The 23,747-nt window shown below is 34.1% G+C and carries 19 protein-coding genes; 6 read left to right on the top strand and 13 right to left on the bottom strand.

Annotated features, from left to right (window positions below; all coding sequences use genetic code 11):
• Positions 1-62 precede the first annotated feature (62 nt).
• From argB to ISP08_RS01880, 6 genes are all read right to left on the bottom strand, one after another.
• Positions 63-821: an acetylglutamate kinase gene (gene argB / locus ISP08_RS01905; RefSeq protein WP_195719160.1), complete on the bottom strand. Its 759-nt coding sequence runs from the start codon at positions 819-821 to the stop codon at positions 63-65.
• A gap of 12 nt (positions 822-833) precedes the next feature.
• Positions 834-2,072, bottom strand: coding sequence for a bifunctional ornithine acetyltransferase/N-acetylglutamate synthase (gene argJ, locus ISP08_RS01900; protein WP_195719159.1), 1,239 nt, complete (start codon positions 2,070-2,072; stop codon positions 834-836).
• A 16-nt stretch (positions 2,073-2,088) separates the two neighbouring features.
• Complete coding sequence (gene argC, locus ISP08_RS01895; protein WP_195719158.1) at positions 2,089-3,114, bottom strand: N-acetyl-gamma-glutamyl-phosphate reductase; 1,026 nt, start codon at positions 3,112-3,114, stop codon at positions 2,089-2,091.
• A gap of 37 nt (positions 3,115-3,151) precedes the next feature.
• Positions 3,152-4,336, bottom strand: a complete 1,185-nt coding sequence (gene rocD / locus ISP08_RS01890) for an ornithine--oxo-acid transaminase (protein ID WP_195719375.1) — start codon at positions 4,334-4,336, stop codon at positions 3,152-3,154.
• A gap of 329 nt (positions 4,337-4,665) precedes the next feature.
• Positions 4,666-6,315, bottom strand: coding sequence for an APC family permease (locus tag ISP08_RS01885; protein ID WP_048793795.1), 1,650 nt, complete (start codon positions 6,313-6,315; stop codon positions 4,666-4,668).
• Between the two features lie 589 nt (positions 6,316-6,904).
• A complete protein-coding gene (locus tag ISP08_RS01880) occupies positions 6,905-8,290 on the bottom strand; it encodes an MFS transporter (protein ID WP_048793794.1) in 1,386 nt (461 codons plus the stop codon).
• Positions 8,291-8,638: 348 nt separating this feature from the next.
• Here ISP08_RS01880 and ISP08_RS01875 point away from each other — a divergent pair, with 348 nt between their 5' ends.
• Entirely contained in the window at positions 8,639-11,557 is a 2,919-nt protein-coding gene (locus ISP08_RS01875; RefSeq protein WP_195719157.1) for a CDP-glycerol glycerophosphotransferase family protein, read from the top strand.
• 109 nt (positions 11,558-11,666) lie between these two features.
• The gene (locus tag ISP08_RS01870) at positions 11,667-12,608 is read left to right on the top strand and encodes a nucleoside hydrolase (protein ID WP_195719156.1); all 942 of its coding nucleotides are present in this window, start codon (positions 11,667-11,669) and stop codon (positions 12,606-12,608) included.
• Positions 12,609-12,657: 49 nt separating this feature from the next.
• Here the strand turns inward: ISP08_RS01870 and panD are convergent, their stop codons facing one another.
• From panD to panB, 3 genes are read right to left on the bottom strand one after another with little or no spacing between them, the layout of a single operon-like run.
• Entirely contained in the window at positions 12,658-13,041 is a 384-nt protein-coding gene (gene panD, locus ISP08_RS01865; RefSeq protein ID WP_048793791.1) for an aspartate 1-decarboxylase, read from the bottom strand.
• A complete protein-coding gene (gene panC / locus ISP08_RS01860) occupies positions 13,034-13,894 on the bottom strand; it encodes a pantoate--beta-alanine ligase (protein WP_195719155.1) in 861 nt (286 codons plus the stop codon). Before panC ends, panD begins: the two co-directional genes overlap by 8 nt.
• Positions 13,891-14,706, bottom strand: coding sequence for a 3-methyl-2-oxobutanoate hydroxymethyltransferase (gene panB / locus ISP08_RS01855; RefSeq protein WP_048793789.1), 816 nt, complete (start codon positions 14,704-14,706; stop codon positions 13,891-13,893). The genes panC and panB overlap by 4 nt, the downstream gene beginning before the upstream one ends.
• A 72-nt stretch (positions 14,707-14,778) precedes the next feature.
• On the opposite strand from panB, the gene ISP08_RS01850 reads away from it, so the two are divergent.
• Positions 14,779-15,639 (top strand): oxidoreductase, encoded by an 861-nt coding sequence (locus tag ISP08_RS01850; protein ID WP_195719154.1) that lies wholly within the window; start codon positions 14,779-14,781, stop codon positions 15,637-15,639.
• 51 nt (positions 15,640-15,690) lie between these two features.
• Here the strand turns inward: ISP08_RS01850 and ISP08_RS01845 are convergent, their stop codons facing one another.
• Positions 15,691-16,998: an MFS transporter gene (locus tag ISP08_RS01845; protein ID WP_195719153.1), complete on the bottom strand. Its 1,308-nt coding sequence runs from the start codon at positions 16,996-16,998 to the stop codon at positions 15,691-15,693.
• A 208-nt stretch (positions 16,999-17,206) separates the two neighbouring features.
• A complete protein-coding gene (locus ISP08_RS01840) occupies positions 17,207-17,644 on the bottom strand; it encodes a GNAT family N-acetyltransferase (RefSeq protein WP_195719152.1) in 438 nt (145 codons plus the stop codon).
• A 120-nt stretch (positions 17,645-17,764) separates the two neighbouring features.
• On the opposite strand from ISP08_RS01840, the gene ISP08_RS01835 reads away from it, so the two are divergent.
• The gene (locus ISP08_RS01835) at positions 17,765-19,132 is read left to right on the top strand and encodes an MFS transporter (protein WP_195719151.1); all 1,368 of its coding nucleotides are present in this window, start codon (positions 17,765-17,767) and stop codon (positions 19,130-19,132) included.
• A gap of 96 nt (positions 19,133-19,228) precedes the next feature.
• The gene (locus tag ISP08_RS01830) at positions 19,229-19,552 is read left to right on the top strand and encodes a hypothetical protein (protein ID WP_048793784.1); all 324 of its coding nucleotides are present in this window, start codon (positions 19,229-19,231) and stop codon (positions 19,550-19,552) included.
• A 211-nt stretch (positions 19,553-19,763) separates the two neighbouring features.
• Here the strand turns inward: ISP08_RS01830 and betA are convergent, their stop codons facing one another.
• Both betA and betB read right to left on the bottom strand, forming a co-directional pair.
• Complete coding sequence (gene betA / locus ISP08_RS01825; RefSeq protein ID WP_195719150.1) at positions 19,764-21,449, bottom strand: choline dehydrogenase; 1,686 nt, start codon at positions 21,447-21,449, stop codon at positions 19,764-19,766.
• Between the two features lie 42 nt (positions 21,450-21,491).
• Entirely contained in the window at positions 21,492-22,988 is a 1,497-nt protein-coding gene (gene betB / locus ISP08_RS01820) for a betaine-aldehyde dehydrogenase (protein WP_195719149.1), read from the bottom strand.
• Between the two features lie 201 nt (positions 22,989-23,189).
• Here betB and cudC point away from each other — a divergent pair, with 201 nt between their 5' ends.
• Positions 23,190-23,747, top strand: coding sequence for a choline uptake/conversion transcriptional regulator CudC (gene cudC, locus ISP08_RS01815; protein ID WP_195719148.1), 558 nt, complete (start codon positions 23,190-23,192; stop codon positions 23,745-23,747).

Below are 23,747 nucleotides of genomic sequence, written 5' to 3'. Positions count from 1 at the left end.
TAGCTCTATAGTAAAAAGAGGTTAAGCCCCGACGCATTTACGTCGCAACTTAACCTCTTTTTTTAATGAATGGTAGTGCCTACAGATTGACCTTCATGCACTTTTTGAACAATGTGTTGTTCAGAACCTGCAGCAATAATTACCTTTTCACACCCATTATTAATAGCTAATACTGCATCTTCCACTTTAGGAATCATACCCCCATATATGTGGTTTTGTTGAATATAGCGTTTTATATCAGTAGCACTAAGAGAATGTTGAACTTTATCTTCTATTAAAACGCCGGGAATATCACTTAAAATATATAATGGCGCAGCTAATGCTTCTGCTATTTTATAAGCTAATGTATCAGCATTAATATTATATTGTTGCGTAGTCCCTTGTTTTAAACCAATAGATGCAATTACAGGAATATACTGGGCAGTTATGTGACTTAATAGTTCGGCATTAATACATGTAGGCGTACCTACATAACCATATTTGTCATCAAGTGGTTCAACATCGAAAAATTGTGCATCCATACCATTTAAACCTATTGCACTATGGGCTTTTTTGTTTAACTTGGTTACTATTTGCGGATTAACTTTTCCAATCAATGTTTGACAAGTAACATCAAGTACTTGCTCCGAAGTCACTCTCAAACCATCTTTAAACTCCGGTTCAACATTATAATGACTCAGCGCCTCATTAATAAATGGTCCACCACCATGCACGATAATGGGTTTATAACCTTGTTCTTTCAGTTTGTATATATCATCAATAATTGAATCATCTAAATTCGTTAATGTACTACCACCAATTTTTATCACTATATAATCCATAAAGATTCTCCTTTACGTTCTATACGAAGCATTAATTCTTACGTAATCGTATGACAAATCGCAACCATAGGCCACGGCCTGACCTTCACCATTACCCACTTGAGCACTAATAACTATATTGTCTTCTCTTAAACGTTTTTTCATCTCTTCTTCATCAAATGATAAAAATACGCCTTTATCAACGACTGGCAATCCACATAAGGTTACAAATGTATCATTAGGGTTAACCATTTCCGAGGCATATCCAATTGCTGCTACAATTCGCCCAAAATTTGCATCCTCGCCATGAATAGCTGTCTTAACTAAATTAGATGACACTATGCTTTTAGCTATTTTACGTGCTTCATCAATATTCTCGGCCCCCGTCACTTTAGAAGTAACTAACTTAGTTGCGCCTTCACCATCTTTAGCTATAGATTTAGCTAAAGTGCTACAAACATATTGCACTGCAGCTACGAACGCTTCCCAATTTGGATGCTTGTCATCTAACTCATTGTGATTAACCTGACCATTAGCCATAAATAATACCATGTCATTCGTACTACAATCCCCATCCACAGTAATCATATTAAAAGAAGCATCAATGGCAGACTTTAATACTTGTTGTAACTTCGAAGCAGCTATATTCGCATCCGTAGTAATAAAACCAAGCATTGTAGCCATATTTGGATGAATCATGCCAGAACCTTTTGCCGTTCCACCTATAGTAACCTTTTGACCATCAATGTCTACTTCAACTGCAACATGTTTTGGAAATAAATCAGTAGTTAATATGGCTTTATTAAAATTTTCACTAACGTTATATTGTTCTTCGAGAACGTGATCGGCACCATATTGAATTTTATCCATCGGCAAGCAATCACCAATGACGCCTGTAGAAGCAACGCCAACATTATGTTTCGCAATGTTTAATTTAGTGGCAACCCAATTTTGCATATCTTGCGCGTCCTTCATACCTTGTTCACCAGTACACGCATTGGCATACGCAGAATTAACAGCGATGGCTTGTAATGTATGATTAACGGCAATACTATCTTGAGTTAATTGTAAGGGTGCGGCTTTAAATCGATTCAACGTATAAACGCCAGCCGCTTGCGCTTCTGTCGTCGAATATATCCACCCAAAATCATGTTTACTTTTTCTTAATCCAGTATGTAAACCACCGGAAATAAAACCAAGTGGCGAGCTTACATCTCCAGATTCATCTATTTTAAACTTACTTTCTTCATCTATTTTTTGTATATCTTGCATCCCATCTCTCCAATCTTTAAGGATAAACTGGTAATTGATTTAATCCAGTCATCTGTTCTAAGTTAAATACTTTATTTAAATTTTGAATCGCTTGGCCACTTGCACCTTTGACTAAATTATCGATCACTGACACGATGATTGCTTGATTATTCGATTCATCGACATAAACGCCAATGTCACAATAATTACTACCATATACTTCTTTCGTTTTTGGAAATTCTCCAATATCTCTGATTCTGACAAAATTGTCATTGCTATATTTATCTCGATACAAGTTGTATAGTGCTTCGACAGTCATCTTTTTATTTAAATTCACGTATATAGTTGCTAAAATACCTCTCGTCATAGGTATTAAATGAGGTGTAAATGTGACTCCGACATGTTGTCCCGCAATTCCAGATAAATATTGTTCAATTTCAGGCTTATGTTTATGCTTACCTATCGCATAGGCACTTAAGTTTTCATTCATTTCAGCATAATGAACATGTTGCGCTAATGATCTTCCTGCACCTGACACGCCAGTTTTGGCATCAACAATAATAGATTTTAAGTCGATTAATTGTTCTTCGACTAAAGGATGTAACCCCAATAAAGTTGCAGTGGGAAAGCAACCGGGATTCGCAATAAGATTCGCTTCTTTTATCGATGACCACTCTGCGATACTATAATGCGCTTCATCTAATAAAGCTTGAGGTGCCGCTTCTTCACCATAGAATTGTTGATATAAATCGCGATTTTTTAATCTAAAATCACCAGATAAATCGATAACTTTAATTCCTTGTTCTAAAAAACGAGGCGCAAGATGTTTACTTACGTTAGATGGCGTAGCGAAAAATACTACATCACAGTCCACAGTCGTTTCTTCAATAGATACAAATTGATATGTTAAGTGATTTAAATGTGGAAAAGTATGACTTAATGGTTCATTAGCTTTTGAATGTGAGAAGATGTATTTAATTGTCACTTCAGGGTGATGTTGTAATAAACGGATTAATTCGACCGCCCCATAGCCGCTACCACCTACGATGCCAACTTCAATCATTTCATTCATTCCTTTCAGAATATTCGGTCTTTTTTATTTATTTTTTTAATACATTTGTTATTACTTCAACTACTTTGTTGATTTCTTCTTCACTAATAACTAATGGTGGCGCTATTCTAATAATATTACCTTGTGTTTCTTTACATAACACGCCTTGGTTAATCATTTCTAAACAATGTGGTTGTGCGTTTTCATTTAGTTCAATACCGATAAATAAACCCCTACCTCTAACATCTGTAATTAAATCACTGTCGATGAGTTGTAATTGATTAAGTAATTTTTGACCTAATTCAGCAGAGCGATTAATTAAATCTTCGTCAACGAGTACATCGAGTGCTGCCATCGACACTGCACATGCTAATGGGTTACCACCGAATGTCGATCCATGAGTACCTGGTGTTAATACTTCCATAACCTCTTTATTAGCTAGTACTGCTGAGATAGGATAAAGTCCACCGCCTAAAGATTTACCAAGTAAATAGATATCAGCTTCTACACCTTCCCATTCTGTCGCTAGCATTTTACCAGTACGGCCTAAACCAACTTGAATTTCATCGGCAATAAATAAAATATTATGCTCATCACATAATGCTCTAACTGTTTCAATAAAGTAATCTGGCGGTATATTAACACCACCCTCACCTTGAATCGGCTCTAATATAATAGCAGTCGTCTTGTCGTTAATTAATGATTTTAAATGTTCAACATCGCCAAAATCAATATAATGTATGTTATCTAATAAGGGGCCAAAACCTTGCTTATAGCTATCTTGCGAAGACAATGACAAAGCACCTAATGTACGCCCATGAAAATTACCATTCATAGCGATGATCTCTGTTTCATTTTCAGGAATTTTTTTAACATCAGTTCCCCATTTACGTGCAATCTTAATAGCAGTTTCTATCGCTTCAGTTCCAGTATTCATCGGTAATACTTTATCTTTGTTCGTTAATTTACAAATCCTCTCTTCCCATTGCCCTAAATTTTCACTATATAACGCACGTGAAATCATTGTTATTTTTTGACTTTGCTGTTGAAAAGCTTCAACTATCTTAGGATGACAGTGACCATGATTGACTACTGAAAAGCCTGATATACAATCAATGTACTCATTACCATCGATATCCCAAACTTTAGAGCCTTTTCCTTCACTTAGTACTAATTTTGTCGGACTATAGTTGATTGAACTATATAAATCTGTATGTGCGATTAAATCGTTCATCATAACCCTCTTCCTTTTAATTATTTATTCTGAAAATTGAATTAATATTCGTTATCATACACCTCATTTTTTAATAAGTCAAACATGTTTTTGATATTTCACTCCCTTTTCCAAATTCTTTAAAATACCTAGATAACGACATTTTTATTTAATATTGTATGATTAGAAATAATATTGAGCACCAAATACTCATTAAATATAATATGCATTTCTTATGCAAATATATTAGAAGGTTGCATGTCCAAAGTAATACATATATTTTTTAAAATTAACAAAAAAGTACCAACGCGCATCAATGCACGTTGGTACTTTTTACTGTTCAATATTTATTAAGCTTTAGCTTCATTATTTTCTTCTGTAGCTTGTTGTTCATCTAAATCTTTTTTCATATCTTTATTGATCTTCTTAGCGCGTTTAAAGTAGATACTTTCGAAATGACTGATTGTACCTAATTTATAGAATATAAGCGCAACAATAGCCACTACTAAGAAATCATATGGATAGTGTATTAAATTGATACCATTAAATTCCTTACTACCAATAAATGATAGTAGTGAAAGTGCAATTAAATAAATAATTATCCATAGGCTACCACCAACTTGTTTTTTAGTGTTTTTCCAATTCATTTTATATTCATAGAAGAAATAAACTGGTAAACCTAAAATAATGATAAATATAACTTCTGCAGTCGTCGGCCATTTCGCCCAATAAATTGTTAATGAAGCGAGTACGAATGAAAGTGGCGCCATAACTTTCAGTAAATTTGCACGGAATGGTCTGTGCATTTTTGGCCCCATTTTACGTAAAGCAATTACTGTGGTTGGACCTGTTAAATAAGCAACTAATGTAGAAGTTGAAATAACACTTGCTAACACTGCCCAATCACGGAATAACGAAACCATTATCATACTAGTTATTGCATTAAAGATAATAGCAATACGTGGTATTTGATATTTTTTATTTATTTTACCTAAGAATTTAGGAATATGACCATTTTGTTCCATTGCTTGTAATACACGTCCTGTTACGGCAACAAATGATACGCCTGTACCAAATGGAGATACGAACGCTTCAATGTATAACAAGATTGCTAACCAGTTTAAACTTAATAAAATCGCCATGTCAGCAAATGGTGAATTAAAGTTAATGCCTGCCCAGCCATTATTATGCAACATAGATGATGGCATAGCAGTAATAAACGTACTTTGTAAAATAATGTATAGTACAGCACTTAATGTTAATGATATTGCAATACCACGTGCAATATTTTTATCAGGTTTTGTAATTTCAGAACCCATATTAATGATAGTTTGGAAAGCATTAAATGAGAAAATAATACCTGAAGCAGTTGTAGCTGCGAAAATAGGTGCACTACCATATGGCATAAATGTACTTGCTGAATGACCATAGTTACCTGTATCAAAACTAGAAATCATTAACATGATAATAGTTAAACACGGTACACCTAATTTGAAGATTGAAATTAAACTTGTAAATGAAGTTAATAATTTAACCGACCAATAGTTTAATAATGAAAAGATTATAATAATTACGAATGTTGCTAATAAACCAATGTTACTAATTGATCCATCTGCCATCAGATGATGCATAGGTTTCGCCCAATCCCAAGGCCATGAACTCATATATTGAACTGCAGATACAGCCTCAATAGGAATAATTGTTACTAGTGAAACCCAGTTTGCCCACGCGGCAATGAACCCTAATAAAGAGCCGTGGGTATATTGTGCATAGTTACTCATACCACCAGATTGCGGGAACATTGTTCCTATTTCAATGTAGTTATAAGCTATCGTTCCGATTACAATAAAACCAATAACCCATGAAATAATTGCGGCAGGCCCAGCTAATGATGAAGCCTCCCATGCCCCAAACAACCAACCTGAACCTATTAGTGAACCTAAACCTAATAGCACAAGTTGTGGCAGATTAATCTTGCTATTCGTTTCCTTTTTATCCATAAAAACCCCTACTCTTTTCGTCTTTAAAAACCGAAATTTTAAGTTGCACAACAACTATATTCAATTTATTGTATAGTCTGTAATTATACGCATATTTACAAATCAGTCAAATTGAAATTCGATATAACATTTTTTGTATTTTAATACATTATACAAGCGATAATTGCATATTTGACATTTTAAAGTAAATGAACTCTCAGCCGTTTGATTTGTAGTAATAAAGCAATTTCTTATGTTACTTATTTATTCATTTAACGGATAAAATTACCATAAGGTATTTCAAAAGAAATACCTTAACAAATCGCACAACACCAATGCTTAAACGTGTTTTCAAAGTTCCTAAAAAATATTATTGTAATTGTACACCTTTACTTATTTTTTTCTTTATTATAGTGAAATTTTGCTATTTCGACCTTCTTTCAAGCTTATATTTAGTACTTTTTCATGTAACTCAAATACCAAAAATCATGGTAACATTTAAACTTAATTTTTTGTACCTATTAACATATGCGTGTATACATAAAAAAATGCCTATATTTGTACAAGTGATGCTTGTACAAATATAGACCTATTATTCAAATTTTACTTCTTACTCTTTATCCCACCATAATGCATCTTTTGGATTTTTAATCACTTCTTCATAATCTGAACGATTTTCAACATTTGGGTAAGCTCCTCGTAACGATTTGTTTGAAGTAGATTTGAACATAAATGCAAATATAATCAAACCAACAACGTTTATAAACATTAAATAGTATGAAGGTGCGATTTTTTGTCCCGTTGTACTAACCAGTGTAGAAAGAATAAACGGCGTTAAACCTCCAAACACTGCTGCACCAATATTATATACTAAAGATAATGTTCTTAATCTTACTTTTGTATGGAACATACTAGGTAAGACGGAAGGCATAACACCTTCAAATGTTGACATAAATAAAGCGATGATAAATAGCCCTATCATGACAACGGGTATAGACGGAATACTCATTAAATAAAATGCTAAAATTGAAAATAAACTAAAACCTACTAATCCAAACATAGTTGCTCGTTTATTACCAATTTTATCACTATACCAACCAAAGAAGAAAACAGCTGGAATCATAACGGCCATTGTAATCGTACTTAAGATAGAACTCGTTGTGCCACCAAGATTCAATGTACTATTTAAAAACGATGGCATAAATGATAACACCATATAGTTAGCTACATTTAAAAATGCTACACCTGTAAAACAAACTAGCACGTCTTTCCAATAATATTTAAAAATATCCTTGTATGAATATTCTAATTCTTCTTTTTCTTCAAATGTTGATTCATAAGCCGGACTTTCATCTAAATTAGAACGTAGGAAAAGACCAATAATACCTAATGGCGCTGCGATAATAAATGGTATTCTCCAACCCCAATCTTGCATTTGTTGATCATTTAATAATGAATACATTATACCAGCTAATATAGCCGCCATAATACTTCCGCTAAGCGTACCAATCTCTAAACCACTACCTAATTTGCCTCGTGTTTTATCTGGAGAAGTTTCAGCTATATATGTCATTGCGCCAGCATATTCACCACCAGTAGAGAATGATTGTATCATTCTAACTACGAGTAACAATATCGGTGCCCATATACCTATTTGATGCTGTGTTGGTAATAAACCTAGCGCTAATGTAGACACTGCCATAAGTATAATCGTTGTCGCCAAGACTAATTTTCTGCCATGTTTATCCCCTAGATGACTGAAAAATATTCCACCCAATGGTCTAACAATAAACGCAAATGCAAAGACTGCGAATGTTGATGCCATTTGAATTTCCTGTGGCATATTGCCAAAGAAATTGTGACTTATAATAACTGCTAATTGTGCATACAATCCAAAGTCAAACCACTCTATAGCGTTACCTATCCCTGTAGCAACGACACTTTTCGTAGTCTTATCTGAATCGACGTAATTAACGCGTTCCTTTTTAAATTTCAAATTAATACACCCCTTATTTGTATCTATATAAACAAATAACCTATTAAAGTTTTAATAAACACAATATTGCCAAAAGTAACAATTTAATTTTACGATTTTTTAATTATATTTAGTTACGCTTATTTTTAAATTTTAAGTATGCTATATCTATTTAATATAAAGTATTTATAGTTTTCGGGAATATTATAATTACTATAATTAGCACTTTATATATTGTTTAATTTTATTTTTCATACTTTTTAATATTGCATAAAATGTAGTATAATTCGTCTGAGATTCTATTAAATCAAATACGATTAGCTATTCATAAAAACAGCTAATATGTAGTAGAGACGAGGATGTATGCAAGTGCCTATTCAAAATAATTTAAAAAAAGTTAAAAACATTATGAAACTGCCTGGGGCTTACTATTCATATAAAACGCACAAGGGCCCTACAGACGATGCAGCTAAATATGACAGTTTAAAAAATTTATATCCCTTGTTAAAGAAACAAGCTAGTTATTATGCTGAACTTTCACAGTTAGCATTTAATCAACAAAAATGGAAAGAAGCATTGCATTATATTAATAAAGCAATAAATCAAGAAACTAAAGAACAGCAACATTTATTTTATAAACAAAAGGCATTCATTTTTGAACAACTAAATAATAACGAACAATTAATAAAATGCTTAGAGGATTATTTAAAGTATTCCCCTCAAGATAGCCAAGCTTTATTAAAACTCGCACAAACTCATTTGAAACTTCATAATACTAAAACGGCAGTTAGTTATTTATCTCAATATTTAACACAACACCCTAATGACTATGATTTAAATTTAGAAATAGCGCATTATTACTTAAAACTGAAACAATATGATGAAGCAATTCAACATGCTAATCGTTATTTAGCACGTTATACAGCAAATTCAGAGGCTTTATTATTAATCATAGACGCTTATAAAAAGAATAAGCAATATGAGAAAGCAGTACCATTTATAAAAAAATATTTAGCCTCTCATCCGACTGATGTCGTAAAATCGTTTCAATTAGCAGTTCATTTAGAACAACAGCATAACTATCAAGAAGCTGTTGAATACTATGAACACACAATTAATAACAATGTAGATCAATATTCAGCAAGAGAAGTTGGAAATATAAATTACGCGCTTGGCCTTTTACAGCTTAAACTAGATGCTACAAGTGATGCTGATAATCACTTTGATGAAGCAGTATATTTAAGCGAAGATGAGAAAGCTCATGTTTGGGGCATCGGCGTTATCCATGAAAAACATAAGCATTGGCAATTGGCAATCGATGCCTTTATTAATCAATTGGATGTCCTACCCGATGATGCCGATTTAATTTATGAAATAGGTTTACTTTATAGAAAATTAAAACAACCTCAAAATGCGATTCACTATTTTGAACAAGCGTTACAAAGAGATAAAGTATTATCTCCATGGCATTATAATTTAGCAGTTAGTTATGAAGATATTGGTGACTTTAAAAATGCAGAAAAATGGTTTGAAAGTGCTATAGAGCGTCAACAAACACATCGTCCTGGCAATTATCGTAGACTTGCGCGCATTTATAATAAATTAGGTAAATACGACCAAGCATTAGCTGCCTATGATGAAGCTGAACTTTTCAGTATGCCAAGCAATATGGGTAAAGCAACTTATGAAAAAAATATTAAAAAATTATCTATTCGTTACGGTATTAGTTACAATCACTACAACGTCAATGACAAAATGGTTTTCTATGAAAGTTTAAGTGGCGCACGCGTAATGTGTAACCCAGCCGGCGTTTTTGATTATGTATTAAATCATAAGGATTTTGAAGATTTTACACATGTTTGGGTTGTAAATAACTTTAATAACATTCCAAAAATACTTAGAGATAAAGATAATATTATTTTTGTAAAACGTAATTCAGATGCTTATTTTAAATATATCTCTATTGCTAAATACCTTATATGTAACTCGACATTTAGCGATTTTATTACACGTAAACCTGAACAAAAATATTTACAAACGACGCATGGTATCTTTTATAAAACTGTTGGTCGTGATAGCGCTGGTACACAGCTAGGTGTAGCTGGTAGTACGAGAAATCTTCTTCAAGCTACACATATTTTGTCACCAAATGACTTTATGGTAGGAAAACAAAAATCAGCGTATTCAATTGAAGGTATTCATGCGGGGGAAATGGCTAAAGCAGGTTATCCTCGTATTGATGTAACGTTAAATGCAAGTTCAGAATTACAACAATATATGAAAAATCATATTAATAATCTAGATAAAACTAAAAAAATCGTATTATATGCACCAACATGGCGTGGCGAAAATAAAAAAGGAAACAGCTTCGATACAGAAAAACTCGTCCATGACTTGTCACAATTGGCTAAATTGGATGCCAATATACTATTCCGTGGCCATACAATAACGCAAGGACTGTTAAAAGACATAAAACTTCCTGAAAATATTATTTTGCCACCGAATGATATTGCAACGAATGAGTTATTAAACATTACGGACGTAATTATTTCTGATTATTCAAGTGTTTTCTTTGATTTCATACCAACTGAGCGTCCTATTGTTCATTATATTTATGATATTGAAGAATACGTAGCTTTAAGAGGGTTAAATTTATCGACTGATGAATTGCCTGGATTTATTGCTAAAAATACAGAACAACTTGTTAAAGCTGTTCAAAAAGGTCTAGACGATCCTACACCATCTTCACAATATTTGGCGGCTAAAGACAAATTCTGTCCTTTAGATAATGGCCATTCGGGCGAAGCCGTTGCAAAATGGTTCTTTTATGGTGATACAAGCCAAGTTGAGATTATAAAAGATAGTAATTATCAACAACATGATTTATATCTAGGTGGTACATTCTCAGATAGTACTGTATTACCTCAATTTGTTAATGACGTAAATAGCAATGTTGCTAATCATCATAGTGTGTCAGTGATGTTAAAGAAACAGGTCGCTGAAGACACTGAAAAATTTGCTTACATGCAGCAATTAGATGACTCAGTTAATTTCTTAGCACATGCAGGTCCTATGCCAATGACTTTAAAAGAAATGATGGCAATTGCTGACCTCAATAAAGATGACGTATATCACGACGATACAATGACAGAAGCACGCCAGACAGCTTACGAAAGAGAAGCTCGACGCTTATTTGGAGATAGTACTTTCGATTACGTAGAGAACTTAGAACAAACCTCTCCTTACTGGCAAGGTATCAATGAAGTTATGACTAATAGAAATAAATAATATAAAAGCCTGAGACAACTTCACGTCTCAGGCTTTATTAATTATTCCGTGATTTTCCCCAAAAGCGTCATGCTATAATTAAAATAATAACTAAAGGGAGGGCTTATATATGCAGCACATCTATTTCAATCACGATGGTGGCGTAGATGATTTAATTTCACTATTTTTATTACTACAAATGGAGAATGTTAGTCTTATCGGAGTAAGCGCTATTGGTGCGGACAGTTATGTTGAGCCTGCCACGAGTGCATCTCAAAAAATCATAAATCGCTTTGGCCACAGTAAATTGGACGTGGCCGCTTCTACAGAGAGAGGTAAGAATCCTTTTCCTAAAGAATGGCGAATGCATGCTTTCTTCATGGATGCTTTACCTATTTTAAACGAAGCGTCTAATGAATTATCATCTCAAACCACTCATAGTGCAGCCGAAGATATTGTGCAGAAATTACAACAAGCGTCTAACAAAGTTACGCTATTATTTACCGGTCCACTCACAGATTTAGCAAAAGCTTTAACCATAGCGCCTACAATCGAAGATAAAATTGAACGCTTAGTTTGGATGGGCGGTACATTTTTAAATAAAGGAAACGTTGAAGAACCAGAACATGATGGTACTGCAGAGTGGAATGCATTTTGGGATCCAGAAGCAGTTTCGACAGTGTTTAACACTACGATACAAATAGATATGATTGCTTTAGAAAGTACGAATCAAGTCCCTTTAACATGGCAAGTAAGACAAATGTGGGCACAAGAGCGACATCATATCGGCGTTGATTTTTTAGGTGTTAGTTATGCTGCCGCGCCACCACTTACACATTTCCAAACCAATTCGACTTATTTTTTATGGGATGTATTAACTACTGCTTATGTAGGCAAACCTGAGCTTGTAAAACAACAACAAGTAAAAGCCTCTGTAATGACTAATGGACCTAGCCAAGGTAAAACATTTATAGATGAAAGTCACGGTCGCGACATCAATGTAGTCAATCACGTAGAACACGATGCATTTTTTAATTATATTACGTCATTAGCTAAAAAAGTAATTCATTAATAGACAAAAGAGACCTTAAATACTATGTTTAAGGTCTCTTTTTAATGTGTTATAACACAATTTCATTTTCACGCTCGTGTATCATTTGCGTAATCGTATTATGTTCATCCATTACCGCTACTTTCGGTGCATGATTGGTTAATTCTTCTTCGTTCAATTGAACATATGTCATGATAATAACTACATCATCAACTTCTACCAATCTTGAGGCTGCACCATTCAAACAAATTTTACCGCTACCGCGTTCTCCTTCAATCACGTATGTTTCAAAACGTGCACCATTATTGTTGTTAACAATCGCTACTTTTTCATTAGGTAAAATATCGACTGCTTCCAATATATCTTTATCAATAGTAATACTACCGACATAATTTAAATTGGATTCTGTTACTCTTGCTCTATGAATCTTAGCATTCATCATTGTTCTAATCATCTTTATTATCTCCTATTATAACGTTATCAATTAATCTAGCTTGCGAAAACTTTACTGCCAACGATATAAATATATTACCTGAAATGTTCTGTTGCTCGATTAATTCAGGATAACTATATACCGCAACTTCCTCGATATGACCACTTGTATTATGCGTTAAATATTTATTAATTTCAGCTATAATTGTATCACTGTTACGTTCGCCATTTTGATATAATCGTTCGGCCAATTTTAAACTTTGATACAAATGAGGCGCTTCTTTACGTTCTTGATCCGTCAAATATACATTACGTGAACTTTTAGCAAGTCCATCCGCTTCTCTAACTATATCTACCCCACGAATCAAAATATTATGATTAAAATCATCAACCATTTTTTCGACAATCGCCAATTGTTGTGCATCTTTTTTGCCAAAGTATGCGACATCTGGCTGCACAATGTTAAACAATTTATTGACGACAGTAACTACCCCATCAAAATGTCCCGGTCTTTTTTCACCTTCTAATACGGATGCTAATCTACCAACCGTAACATTAACGTCTATAGCGCCTGGATACATTTCTTCTGTAGTTGGATAAAATACATAATCGACACCGATATCCTTTACCATTGCCACATCTTGTTCAATTTGACGAGGATAAGCATCAAAATCTTCATTTGGTCCAAATTGTAATGGATTAACAAATACACTAATAATAGTAATATCTTGTTCTGCTATAGATTGTTTCATCATCGTTAAATGACCATCATGTAAAGCCCCCATTGTAGGAACAAAACCAATTGTCTTACCTTGCCTTTTAAACTTAGATGTTATCTTTTGCATCTCTGAAATATGCGTAATTACTTCAGTCAATCTGGTGTCACCTCATCCCAAATCTTTTTCTTATACGTGTGTTCTGCCGAAGGGAATGTGCCTTGCTTAACCTCTTCATGATATTGAGACAATGCAGCTATGCCATTGCTAAAGTCACCATATTGTTTAACAAATTTTGCTTGTCGTTCAACGCCATAATTTAAAACATCATGGTAAACTAACACTTGCCCATCTGTACCATTGCCAGCACCAATACCAATGACTGGTATCGATAACGTTGCACTAATCTTTTGTGCAAGATCACTCGGCACTGCTTCTAAAACAATCATCACCGCGCCAGCTTGTTCCATATTTTTGCAATCTTGTATTAACTTTTCAGCTGCTTCTAATGTCGCGGCTTGCATTTTATACCCCATAATACCAACACTTTGCGGTGTTAAACCTAAATGCGCTACGACTGGAATACCTATATTACTACAACGTGAGATAAAAGGCGCTATATGTGCCCCTTCAACTTTAATAGCGTTGGCATGACTTTGTTGGTATAACTGTTTAGCTAACGATAAATCTTGTGATTCACTAACACCAACCGTACCAAATGGCATATCCACTACTACAAAAGTATTTGGTGCTCCTCGACGCACCGCCTTACCATGGTGAATCATATCTTCGAGTGTTACTTCGACAGTACTATCGTAACCTAATACAGTCATTCCTAAAGAATCACCTACTAAAATTGTATCTATACTTGCTGCTTCGGCTTGTTTTGCACTTGGATAGTCATAAGCAGTAATCATTGAAATTTTCTCTTTTTGTTCTTTCATTGATAATAATTGACTTAAAGTTTTCAATATTATTCTCCTTGTTTGTTATAATATTAGCAATAGTATATAGAATTCATACGAAAAAAGGAAGTACTAAACATGACAAAATTTGCCATTATTGGACCTGGTGCAGTAGGTTCCACTATTGCTTTTGAGTTGCAACAACACTTTGATGATACGTTACTCTTAGGTAGACAGGAAGCAACACTTTCATATTACCCAGGAAATCATATGCCTATGCACCAACTACAGGTGCAGTCTTTAACAGCAACGACTGCTAAAGTTGATGTCTTATTTGTAGCAGTAAAAACATATCAACTCAATACAATAATAGAAGATATTAAACGCATTACTCACCAAGATAGCATTATAGTGTTAGCGCAAAATGGACGTACAAATTTAGAAACATTAACATTGCCGAACGTCTATCAGGCAGTCGTTTATATTAGTGGTCAAAAAGAGCAAAATACCGTGACCCATTTTAGAGATGAACGTTTACACGTTCAAGATAGCCCGCAGACACGTAATTTAGCCCAATTACTAGCTCCGACAAACTTAGAATTAAAACTTGAATCACACATAGAAGACACTATCTGGTATAAATTACTCGTTAACTTAGGTATTAATACTGTCACTGCATTAACACAATCGACGGCTAAAGTACTTAAAGATAATAAGGTTAATCATTTATGTCGCCAATTAATCGACGAAGGTGCACACGTTGCATTAGCAGAGGGCGTGAACCTACCAAAAGATATAGTGACGCAAATCATGTCTATATATGAAGGGTACCCAGACGAAATGGGTACGAGCATGTATTATGACATTATCGCTGGGAGAGCATTAGAAGTAGAAGCGATTCAAGGCTATATTTATCGTACAGGCCAAAAACATAATTTAGCTATACCCACTATTACGACGACTTATACTTTACTGCACGGTTATTTGCACAGTAAATAATACGAAAAAGAAGCTGAGACATTAAACGCGTCTCAGCTTCTGTTATATTTATTAATTTGTTTGTGTCTTAATTTTTTTAAGTCCCGGTTTAACGAAGCTCATTGCTATAATACCTATAACAGCTGCTACAACTGCTGATATGAACATAGAGCCATAACCATAAGCAGATACTAAAATACCTGTTAATGTTGGTGCAATAATCGTGGCAGAGTTGACGAAGAAATGCATAATACCACCAAATGTACCTGATTTTTTCGGAGCCGTATCGATAACAACTGACCAATACACTGCATTTGGTAAAAACACACATGCGTTACCTAACATCATTAATATTAAAATAAATGCAATATTGTCTGTAGTTGGAATGATAAGGAAACAAATTGCCGCTAACGTCATACCAAATATAGCTAAACCAGATCTTGCGATACGTAAACTACCTGTTTTTTGACGTAACCAGTCGGATAATTTACCACCGAAGTATGCTGTAAATACAGCACCTATCCATGGAATCATACCTAAATACCATAATGAATGGATTTCGAAGTGATATTCATCTTGTAAGTATTTAGGAGTCCAAGTTAATATTAAAAAGTTTATGTATTGGAAACCAAAGTACCCTATGGTGTTGAAAATGAGTGTTGGACTTTTAAAGAAGTGATACCACTTTTCGTGCGCGTTATGTTCTGTTTCTACAGTTTTCTCACCTTTAATCGTATCTTCAGTTGAACGAATTTCTTCAACTTCTCTAGCTGATACTTTTTTATTGTCTTCAGGATAGTCAGTAAAGACTTTGGCCCATATAACAACCCAAACCAATCCTAAAACACCCATTAATATAAAGAGTACGCGCCAATTTGTAACAGATAATAATCCAGACACAATCGGTGCAGTAATTAACGCCCCAAGTGGCACCCCTATTAAACCTAAAGCAGAAAGTAAACCACGCTCTTTAGGTGCTGCCCAATTGGCGTTTGTTTTACTAATTGTTGAAAAAATCGGGCCTTCTGCAAAACCAAAGATGATTCTTAACATACCGAACCCTGCTAATGCTGAACCACCAAAAATAGCCATACCTAATTCACCAGCAAAAGCCATTGCTATTTCGAATAGTGACCATAATGTTCCAGCGACAATCCATACGAATTTAGGCCCCTTTTTATCTGATAGCACACCACCAAATAAAGAACCTAACATATACCCGTAACCAAAGTAACCTAAGATAGCTCCCCAAGCGACATTATCAAATCCAAATTCTTTAATAATATCTTCTTGAGCGTAAGAGATACCTCCACGGTCAATGTAATTTATCATAGTCATAATAATAATCATAACGATGATAAAATAACGATAATTCTTCATCCTATATTCCCCCACCCTTTGAACATATAATTGAATTATTAAATATCAAAACTTTAACGCTATTTGAAAGCGTTGTCAATTTGATTTTTACCCTATTTAAATATGATTGAACCCAAATTGTTGTTATACCAACAATAAGTCAGTTACTAATTACACAATTTTCTGATAATTAAATCTACACTTTATACCTATTAAATTTATTTTTTAATTATAATTCCAATTGCATCGTTATGTTACGTTCTTCAAATCCACAACTTTTATAAAGTTGTTGCGCAGCGTTTCCAACATAAACATTTAAACGAATTTTATCATAACCTAGTTGTTTAAAATGTTGCTTGGTAAAAGCTATCAATTGTTTACCATAACCTAATTTTCTAAATTTCGGCATCACATATAATTCATAAATAAAGCCATACTTATCACCTGTTAAATTATCTTCTTTAACGGCTAGCATTGTATACCCAATTAGTTGATTGTCTTCCTTCAAAACATAATAATGAGCGCCATCTTCTAGTGCCATTTGAGATAAATTCTGAATTTCTTCTTTGCTTAAACGATGAGGCACAGTAACAGACGCTTCAAAGGCCTTTGGCTGTACTTTGTATATTTCATTCAAATCACTTTTAGTAGCAAGACTGATCGGCATAAAGACACTCCTTTCTATATATTGTGCTAAAAAACACAAGTTCAATCGTTTGTCTTTCTTAATTTATTAGTCTAACATATTGTAGTTGTTGAGAGTTCGAGTAGATAAGGAGATGTTAGAATGGGTAATTCATCAGGTGAACTTACATTTAACAAAAAATTATACCCTCCAATGATACTTGGCTCTATACTCAATCCTATCAATTCTTCTATGTTAGCCATAGCTATGATTCCTATAGCACATGCGTTTAATATTCCTTTTTATCAAACAGCATTGCTTGTTACTTCATTGTATTTGGCTACGAGTATAGGTCAACCTATTATTGGTAAATTAATAGACGTCTTCGGACCAAAAGGATTATTTCTATTCGCAACGAGTTTAGTTGGTTTAGCAAGCATACTCGCCATCGTCACCCCCTCATTTTATGGACTTGTATTAGCCCGTTTCTTAATAGGTATTGGTACATGCGCGGGTTATCCTTCATCAATGTATTTAATTAAATACGAAGGTGAACGCACTGGAAAAGATAGTCCGAGTAATATACTGACTGTCTTGGCCATTTCCAACCAAACTGTGTCTGTGATTGGCCCAACGTTAGGTGGTTTATTAATTAATTTTGGTGGTTGGAAAGCAATCTTTTTCGTTAATATACCATTATCAATATTATGTATCATTTTTGGTGTGTTATATTTCCCTAAAGTCACACAATCTTTAGGAAAAATAACTGCACTTAGAACACATATTGATTTTATAGGTATGACATTTTTCACAATCACTTTAGTTACATGGATAATATATTTCACAGAACCATCAATTCAAAACTTGTATTTATTAATTATTGGTATTGTTACTTTTATAATATTTATTTTTGTTGAATTGAAATCTAAAAAGCCATTTATCGACGTTAGATTGTTAGCGCATAATGCCTCATTAAACAATACGTATATACGTTCAACGCTAACTCAAACTATTTCTTACAGTGTATTATATGGCTATACACAATGGCTAGAAGAAGGTAGAGGCTTATCTCCTAGTCATGCTGGGTTGTTAATGTTACCTATGTTTATAATTGCAATTGTTGCATCAAAATATACTGGCAGTACTTTATCTTCTAAAAATAAATTATATGTAGGTACATTAGCCGGTATTGTTACTATGATAAGTTTTACATTAATCAATCACCAAACTTCATTAATAATACTTGTATTATTAGCCGCATTATTCGGTATACCTCAAGGATTAATGAATTTAGCTAATCAAAATGCACTTTATCATCAAGCACCAAAAGAAAGTATCGGTATGTCAGCCGGATTATTAAGAACATTTATGTATATGGGTGCTATTATTTCTTCTACAGCTAACGGTATCTTCTTTAAAGGTGGAGACATTACGGTAGGAATTCATAATGACGGTATTTTCTGTGCCACACTCGGCGTCATTATATTAATTATGACATTCGCAAATAGACGTTCATTAGCTAAATCGTAACGCTTAAATTTTGTCCCCCATTGAATAAGAAATCGTGAGATGGGGTAAACAAATATTGTGATTTTCAATCACATATTTGAGGAGGAATTTATAGTAATGAATTATTTTGTCGCACAATTCGGAGCTGAAGAAACGAAACTCGTTATTATCGATAAGCACAAGAAAGTTATTGATAGTAGTACTGCAACGCTTGATAATAATAACTATGTAAAACAACTTGCCGATAGTTTAATAGAACTTGCGCACAAAAACGACTTATATCATGATGATTTAAATGGCATAGGTCTTATCATTAATGATATTAAACAAATTAATTACTTTGATAACGAAACTTTAATTAATGATTTGGAATCTACGTTTAATTTCAAGGCAATACTTGAAGATGACTATGATGCCTTGATAGATAATATTGTTAAATAATTACAATATAAAAGCCAATCAACATGTTTGTTGTTACTACGTGTTGATTGGCTTTTTTTATACCGATAAAGCGCTAAACTTTTTGAGGATTAATTTAATTTGGATCTTTCAAAGATGTTTCTATCACCTCAATATAAAGAAAAGGACCATTGCTATTTTAAAAATAGTAATGGTCCTTTTCATGTTAGTCAGATATTGCACTGACTATATATTATTTTATTGTTCCAGCGTCTTTATCATGTACGCCATGACGGTAATAATCAATATATTCAGGGTCTAATGGTTTTTTACCACGGATGATGTCTGCAGCTTTTTCAGCCATCATTAATACTGGTGAATGAATATTACCATTTGTAGTACGTGGCATTGCAGAGGCATCTACGACACGTAAATTTTCCATACCATGAACTTTCATAGTCTCTGGGTCAACTACTGACATTGGGTCTGAAGCTGGTCCCATTTTCGCACTACATGATGGGTGTAATGCTGTTTCGCCATCTTTAGCAACCCAGTTTATTATTTCTTCATCTGTTTGCACTTCAGGTCCTGGAGAAATTTCCCCACCATTATATGGATCTAAAGCTTTTTGAGATAAGATGTTACGCGCAACTTTAATTGCTTCTATCCATTCACGTTTATCTTCTTCAGTTGATAAATAGTTGAAGACAAAGTCTGGTTTTTCAAATGGGTCTTTTGATTTAATTTTCAAGCTACCACGTGAGTTAGAGTACATTGGTCCAACGTGCACTTGATAACCATGTGCTGTAGGTGCTTTTTGTCCATCATATCTTACCGCAATAGGTAAGAAATGGAACATCAAGTTTGGATAGTCGACTTCGTCGTTAGAACGCACGAATCCGCCACCTTCGAAGTGGTTTGACGCTGCCGCACCTTTACGAGCGAAGATCCATTGTAAACCAATAAATGGCATCTTGAATTTATTTAAACTTGGTTGTAATGACACTGGTTGTTTACATTTATGTTGAACATATACTTCTAAATGGTCTTCGAAGTTTTCACCCACACCAGGCAAGTGAATACGAGGTTCAATACCTAATGATTTTAAGAATTCTGAATCACCAATACCTGATAATTGTAACAATTGAGGTGTATTGAATGCGCCACCTGATAAGATAACTTCTTTGGCATTAATCGTATGTTCTTTACCATTTTTCTTGAAAGTTACACCCGTTACTTTGTTGTTACCTTCAAAATTAATTTTAGTAACAAATGCACGTGTTTGCACATCCAAGTTTTTACGTCTCATAGCTGGATGTAAATAAGCTCTTGATGCTGATACTCGTCTACCATTGTGTACTTGGCTATCAAATGGTCCGAAACCTTCTTGACGGAAACCATTTACGTCTGGCGTTTTATTATATCCCGCTTCAACCCCAGCATCGAAAAACGCTTGGAATAATGGATTTGTAGCTGGTCCACGTTTTAATTTAATTGGACCATGATGACCACGGAATTCATCGTCTTTAGTTGCACCGAATGTTTTTTCTAAACGTTTAAAGTATGGTAGACAATGTGCGTAATCCCAGTTATCCATACCTTCTGGTTTCGCCCATTTTTCGTAGTCCATTGGGTTACCACGTTGATAAATCATACCGTTAATAGAACTAGATCCACCTAGTACTTTACCACGTGCATGTCCAACTTTACGGCCTTTCATAAATGGCTCTTCATTCGTTTCATAAATCCAGTCATATAATTTGTTTCCTGCTGGATACATTAATGCTGCTGGCATTTGAATTAATAAATCCCAGAAATAGTCACTACGTCCTGCTTCTAAAACAAGAACGTTTTTTGATTTATCTTCACTTAAACGACTTCCTAAAACTGATCCGGCACTACCGCCACCAATTATAATATAATCATATGCTTCTCTCATGTATATATCCTCCTGTATTATAATCTGTGTTTGCTATTTATTTTATTGTTTACCAAACCAATTTACGGGTTCAGGTTGTGTATTTCTTAAAATATGTTTTTCAATTTGGTATTCAGCTAATCCTGTTTTACCAAGTTCTCTACCGATACCTGATTGTTTGTAACCGCCCCAAGGCGCTTGAGCGAAGTAAGGATGGAAATCATTAATCCATACAGTACCCATTTTCAATTTGCTTGCTACACGTTCAGCTTTGCCAACATCTGTTGTGAAGACGCCACCAGCAAGTCCATAAATTGAATCGTTCGCTAATTCAATCGCTTCTGCTTCAGTAGAAAAACCTTCAATTGTTACGACAGGACCAAATACTTCTTCTTGAACGATACGCATTGAAGTGTCGCAGTCTGTAATTACAGTTGGTTCGAAGAAGAATCCATCTTGTAAGTCTTCTCTATCTGGTCGTTTACCGCCGATAGCGATAGTTGCATTTTCTTCTTTAGCAACTTCCATATATTTTTCAATTTTGTCACGGTGTTCTTGTGAGATAACTGGACCCATTTCAGTATCTTCATCAAAACCGTTACCTAATTTAATATTTTTAATACGTTCGATTAATTCCTGCTCGAATTTTTCTTTAATATTGTTATGAACAATGATTCTTGAACCTGCTGAACATACTTGACCAGCATGGAATAAGCCACCGTTTAGGGCTTGGTCTACAGCTAAATCGAAATCCGCATCATCAAAAATAACGTTAGGGTTTTTACCGCCTAATTCTAATGCAATATTCGTAACATGATCTGCAGCTTGCTTCATAATGTGCTTACCAGTTTTAATACCACCAGTAAATGATACTAAGTCTACTTCTTTGTGTGCCGATAATGGTTCACCAACTTCTGAACCTTTACCTAGCACTAGGTTAATAACACCTTTAGGGAAACCAATTTCTTCCATTAATTCGAATACGCGGATTGTTGTTAATGGTGTGATTTCACTTGGTTTCATTACTAATGAACAACCAGATGCTAATGCTGGTGCTATTTTCCAAGAAGCTTGTAATAAAGGATAATTCCAAGGTGTAATTTGTGTTACGACACCAACTGGTTCTTTAATAACTTTACTGTCAGTGTTTGGGATTGGAGAATCGATTATTTCTCCGCCTTCCTTATCTGCTAGCCCTGCATAATACATAAACACATTATGGATATCATCCATATCTGCATAAGACTCTTCCAACGTTTTACCAGTATCTAAAGTTTCTAATCTTGCTAATTCTTCTTTGTTGTTTTTAATCGCATCAGCGATAGCTCTAACTTTTTTTCCTCTTTCTTCACTTGTTGTTTGTTGTGAATATGCTCCGTCTTCAAATGCTCTTCTAGCAGCTAAGATAGCACGTTCTGAATCTTCAGCTGTACCTTCTGCTACTTCTAATATCGTTTCTTGGTTATATGGATTAATAATAGTACGTGTTGCTTTGTTTGCGCTGTCTACCCACTCACCATCAATGTATTGACGACGAGATAAATTGTTTACAAGTTGCATCAAATTACCTCCGTTAAGTTTGTTAAATTTTTATTTAACGAATTTTACAAAGTTATGTTAGCATAGTAATTGAAGTTATGTCAAATCTCTCTCAGAACGTTATAGATGACTGATATAGGTTTGTGCTATAGTATGTTAATATTGAGAAAAATATTACATACTAAAACTTAAGTTTAAAAACCAGATTCGGAGGTGCATCATATGTCAAATAAAGACCAACCTGAAGTTTTAATCGAACAAGCTAAAGATATTGTTATTAATGCAATTGGCGCGACAATGGATTTATACGGCATTAATCGTAGCGTTGGGAACTTGTATGGCACTATGTTATTTGAAGATAGCATGACGTTAGATGAAATGCGTCAACAACTTCAAATGAGTAAGCCAAGCATGAGTGCTGGCGTTAAAAGATTACAAGAATTTCATATCGTCAAGCAGCAGTTTACTCGTGGCAGTAGAAAACAACATTTCATTGCCGAAAAAGACTTTTTCAATTTCTTTAATAATTTCTTTAGTCAAAAATGGAATCGAGAAATTGAAATTAATAGGGACGGCGTTTTTAAAGCTATCTCTTTATTAGATAAAATCTTAGATGATAGTCAAACTGATGAAGATACTAAACAACAAGCTACAAAAATTAAAAACCAATTGATCGACACATTGCCATATTATGAATGGTTGGAAAATCTTAGTGACGCAATTGAGTCAGGAGAAATATTCAAATACTTCCCAATCCCTGAACCCCGTAAACCTGAATAA

The sequence above is a fragment of the Staphylococcus lloydii genome, from assembly GCF_015775975.1.
In the GTDB taxonomy this organism is placed as follows: Bacteria; Bacillota; Bacilli; order Staphylococcales; family Staphylococcaceae; genus Staphylococcus; species Staphylococcus lloydii.
Note: the sequence above shows the minus strand (reverse complement) of the source record. Positions and strands in the feature narration are given on the sequence as shown.

Bases quoted from the DNA above. Each gene is read 5' to 3' on its own strand.
- argB (WP_195719160.1), bottom strand. From the start codon at position 821: ATGGATTATATAGTGATAAAAATTGGTGGTAGTACATTAACGAATTTA.
- cudC (WP_195719148.1), top strand. From the start codon at position 23,190: ATGTCAAATAAAGACCAACCTGAAGTTTTAATCGAACAAGCTAAAGAT.
- betB (WP_195719149.1), bottom strand. From the start codon at position 22,988: ATGCAACTTGTAAACAATTTATCTCGTCGTCAATACATTGATGGTGAG.
- rocD (WP_195719375.1), bottom strand. From the start codon at position 4,336: ATGAACGATTTAATCGCACATACAGATTTATATAGTTCAATCAACTAT.
- ISP08_RS01885 (WP_048793795.1), bottom strand. From the start codon at position 6,315: ATGGATAAAAAGGAAACGAATAGCAAGATTAATCTGCCACAACTTGTG.
- ISP08_RS01840 (WP_195719152.1), bottom strand. From the start codon at position 17,644: ATGCCGATCAGTCTTGCTACTAAAAGTGATTTGAATGAAATATACAAA.
- betA (WP_195719150.1), bottom strand. From the start codon at position 21,449: ATGAGAGAAGCATATGATTATATTATAATTGGTGGCGGTAGTGCCGGA.
- ISP08_RS01870 (WP_195719156.1), top strand. From the start codon at position 11,667: ATGCAGCACATCTATTTCAATCACGATGGTGGCGTAGATGATTTAATT.
- ISP08_RS01835 (WP_195719151.1), top strand. From the start codon at position 17,765: ATGGGTAATTCATCAGGTGAACTTACATTTAACAAAAAATTATACCCT.
- panD (WP_048793791.1), bottom strand. From the start codon at position 13,041: ATGATTAGAACAATGATGAATGCTAAGATTCATAGAGCAAGAGTAACA.
- ISP08_RS01830 (WP_048793784.1), top strand. From the start codon at position 19,229: ATGAATTATTTTGTCGCACAATTCGGAGCTGAAGAAACGAAACTCGTT.
- argC (WP_195719158.1), bottom strand. From the start codon at position 3,114: ATGATTGAAGTTGGCATCGTAGGTGGTAGCGGCTATGGGGCGGTCGAA.
- ISP08_RS01850 (WP_195719154.1), top strand. From the start codon at position 14,779: ATGACAAAATTTGCCATTATTGGACCTGGTGCAGTAGGTTCCACTATT.
- ISP08_RS01845 (WP_195719153.1), bottom strand. From the start codon at position 16,998: ATGAAGAATTATCGTTATTTTATCATCGTTATGATTATTATTATGACT.
- argJ (WP_195719159.1), bottom strand. From the start codon at position 2,072: ATGCAAGATATACAAAAAATAGATGAAGAAAGTAAGTTTAAAATAGAT.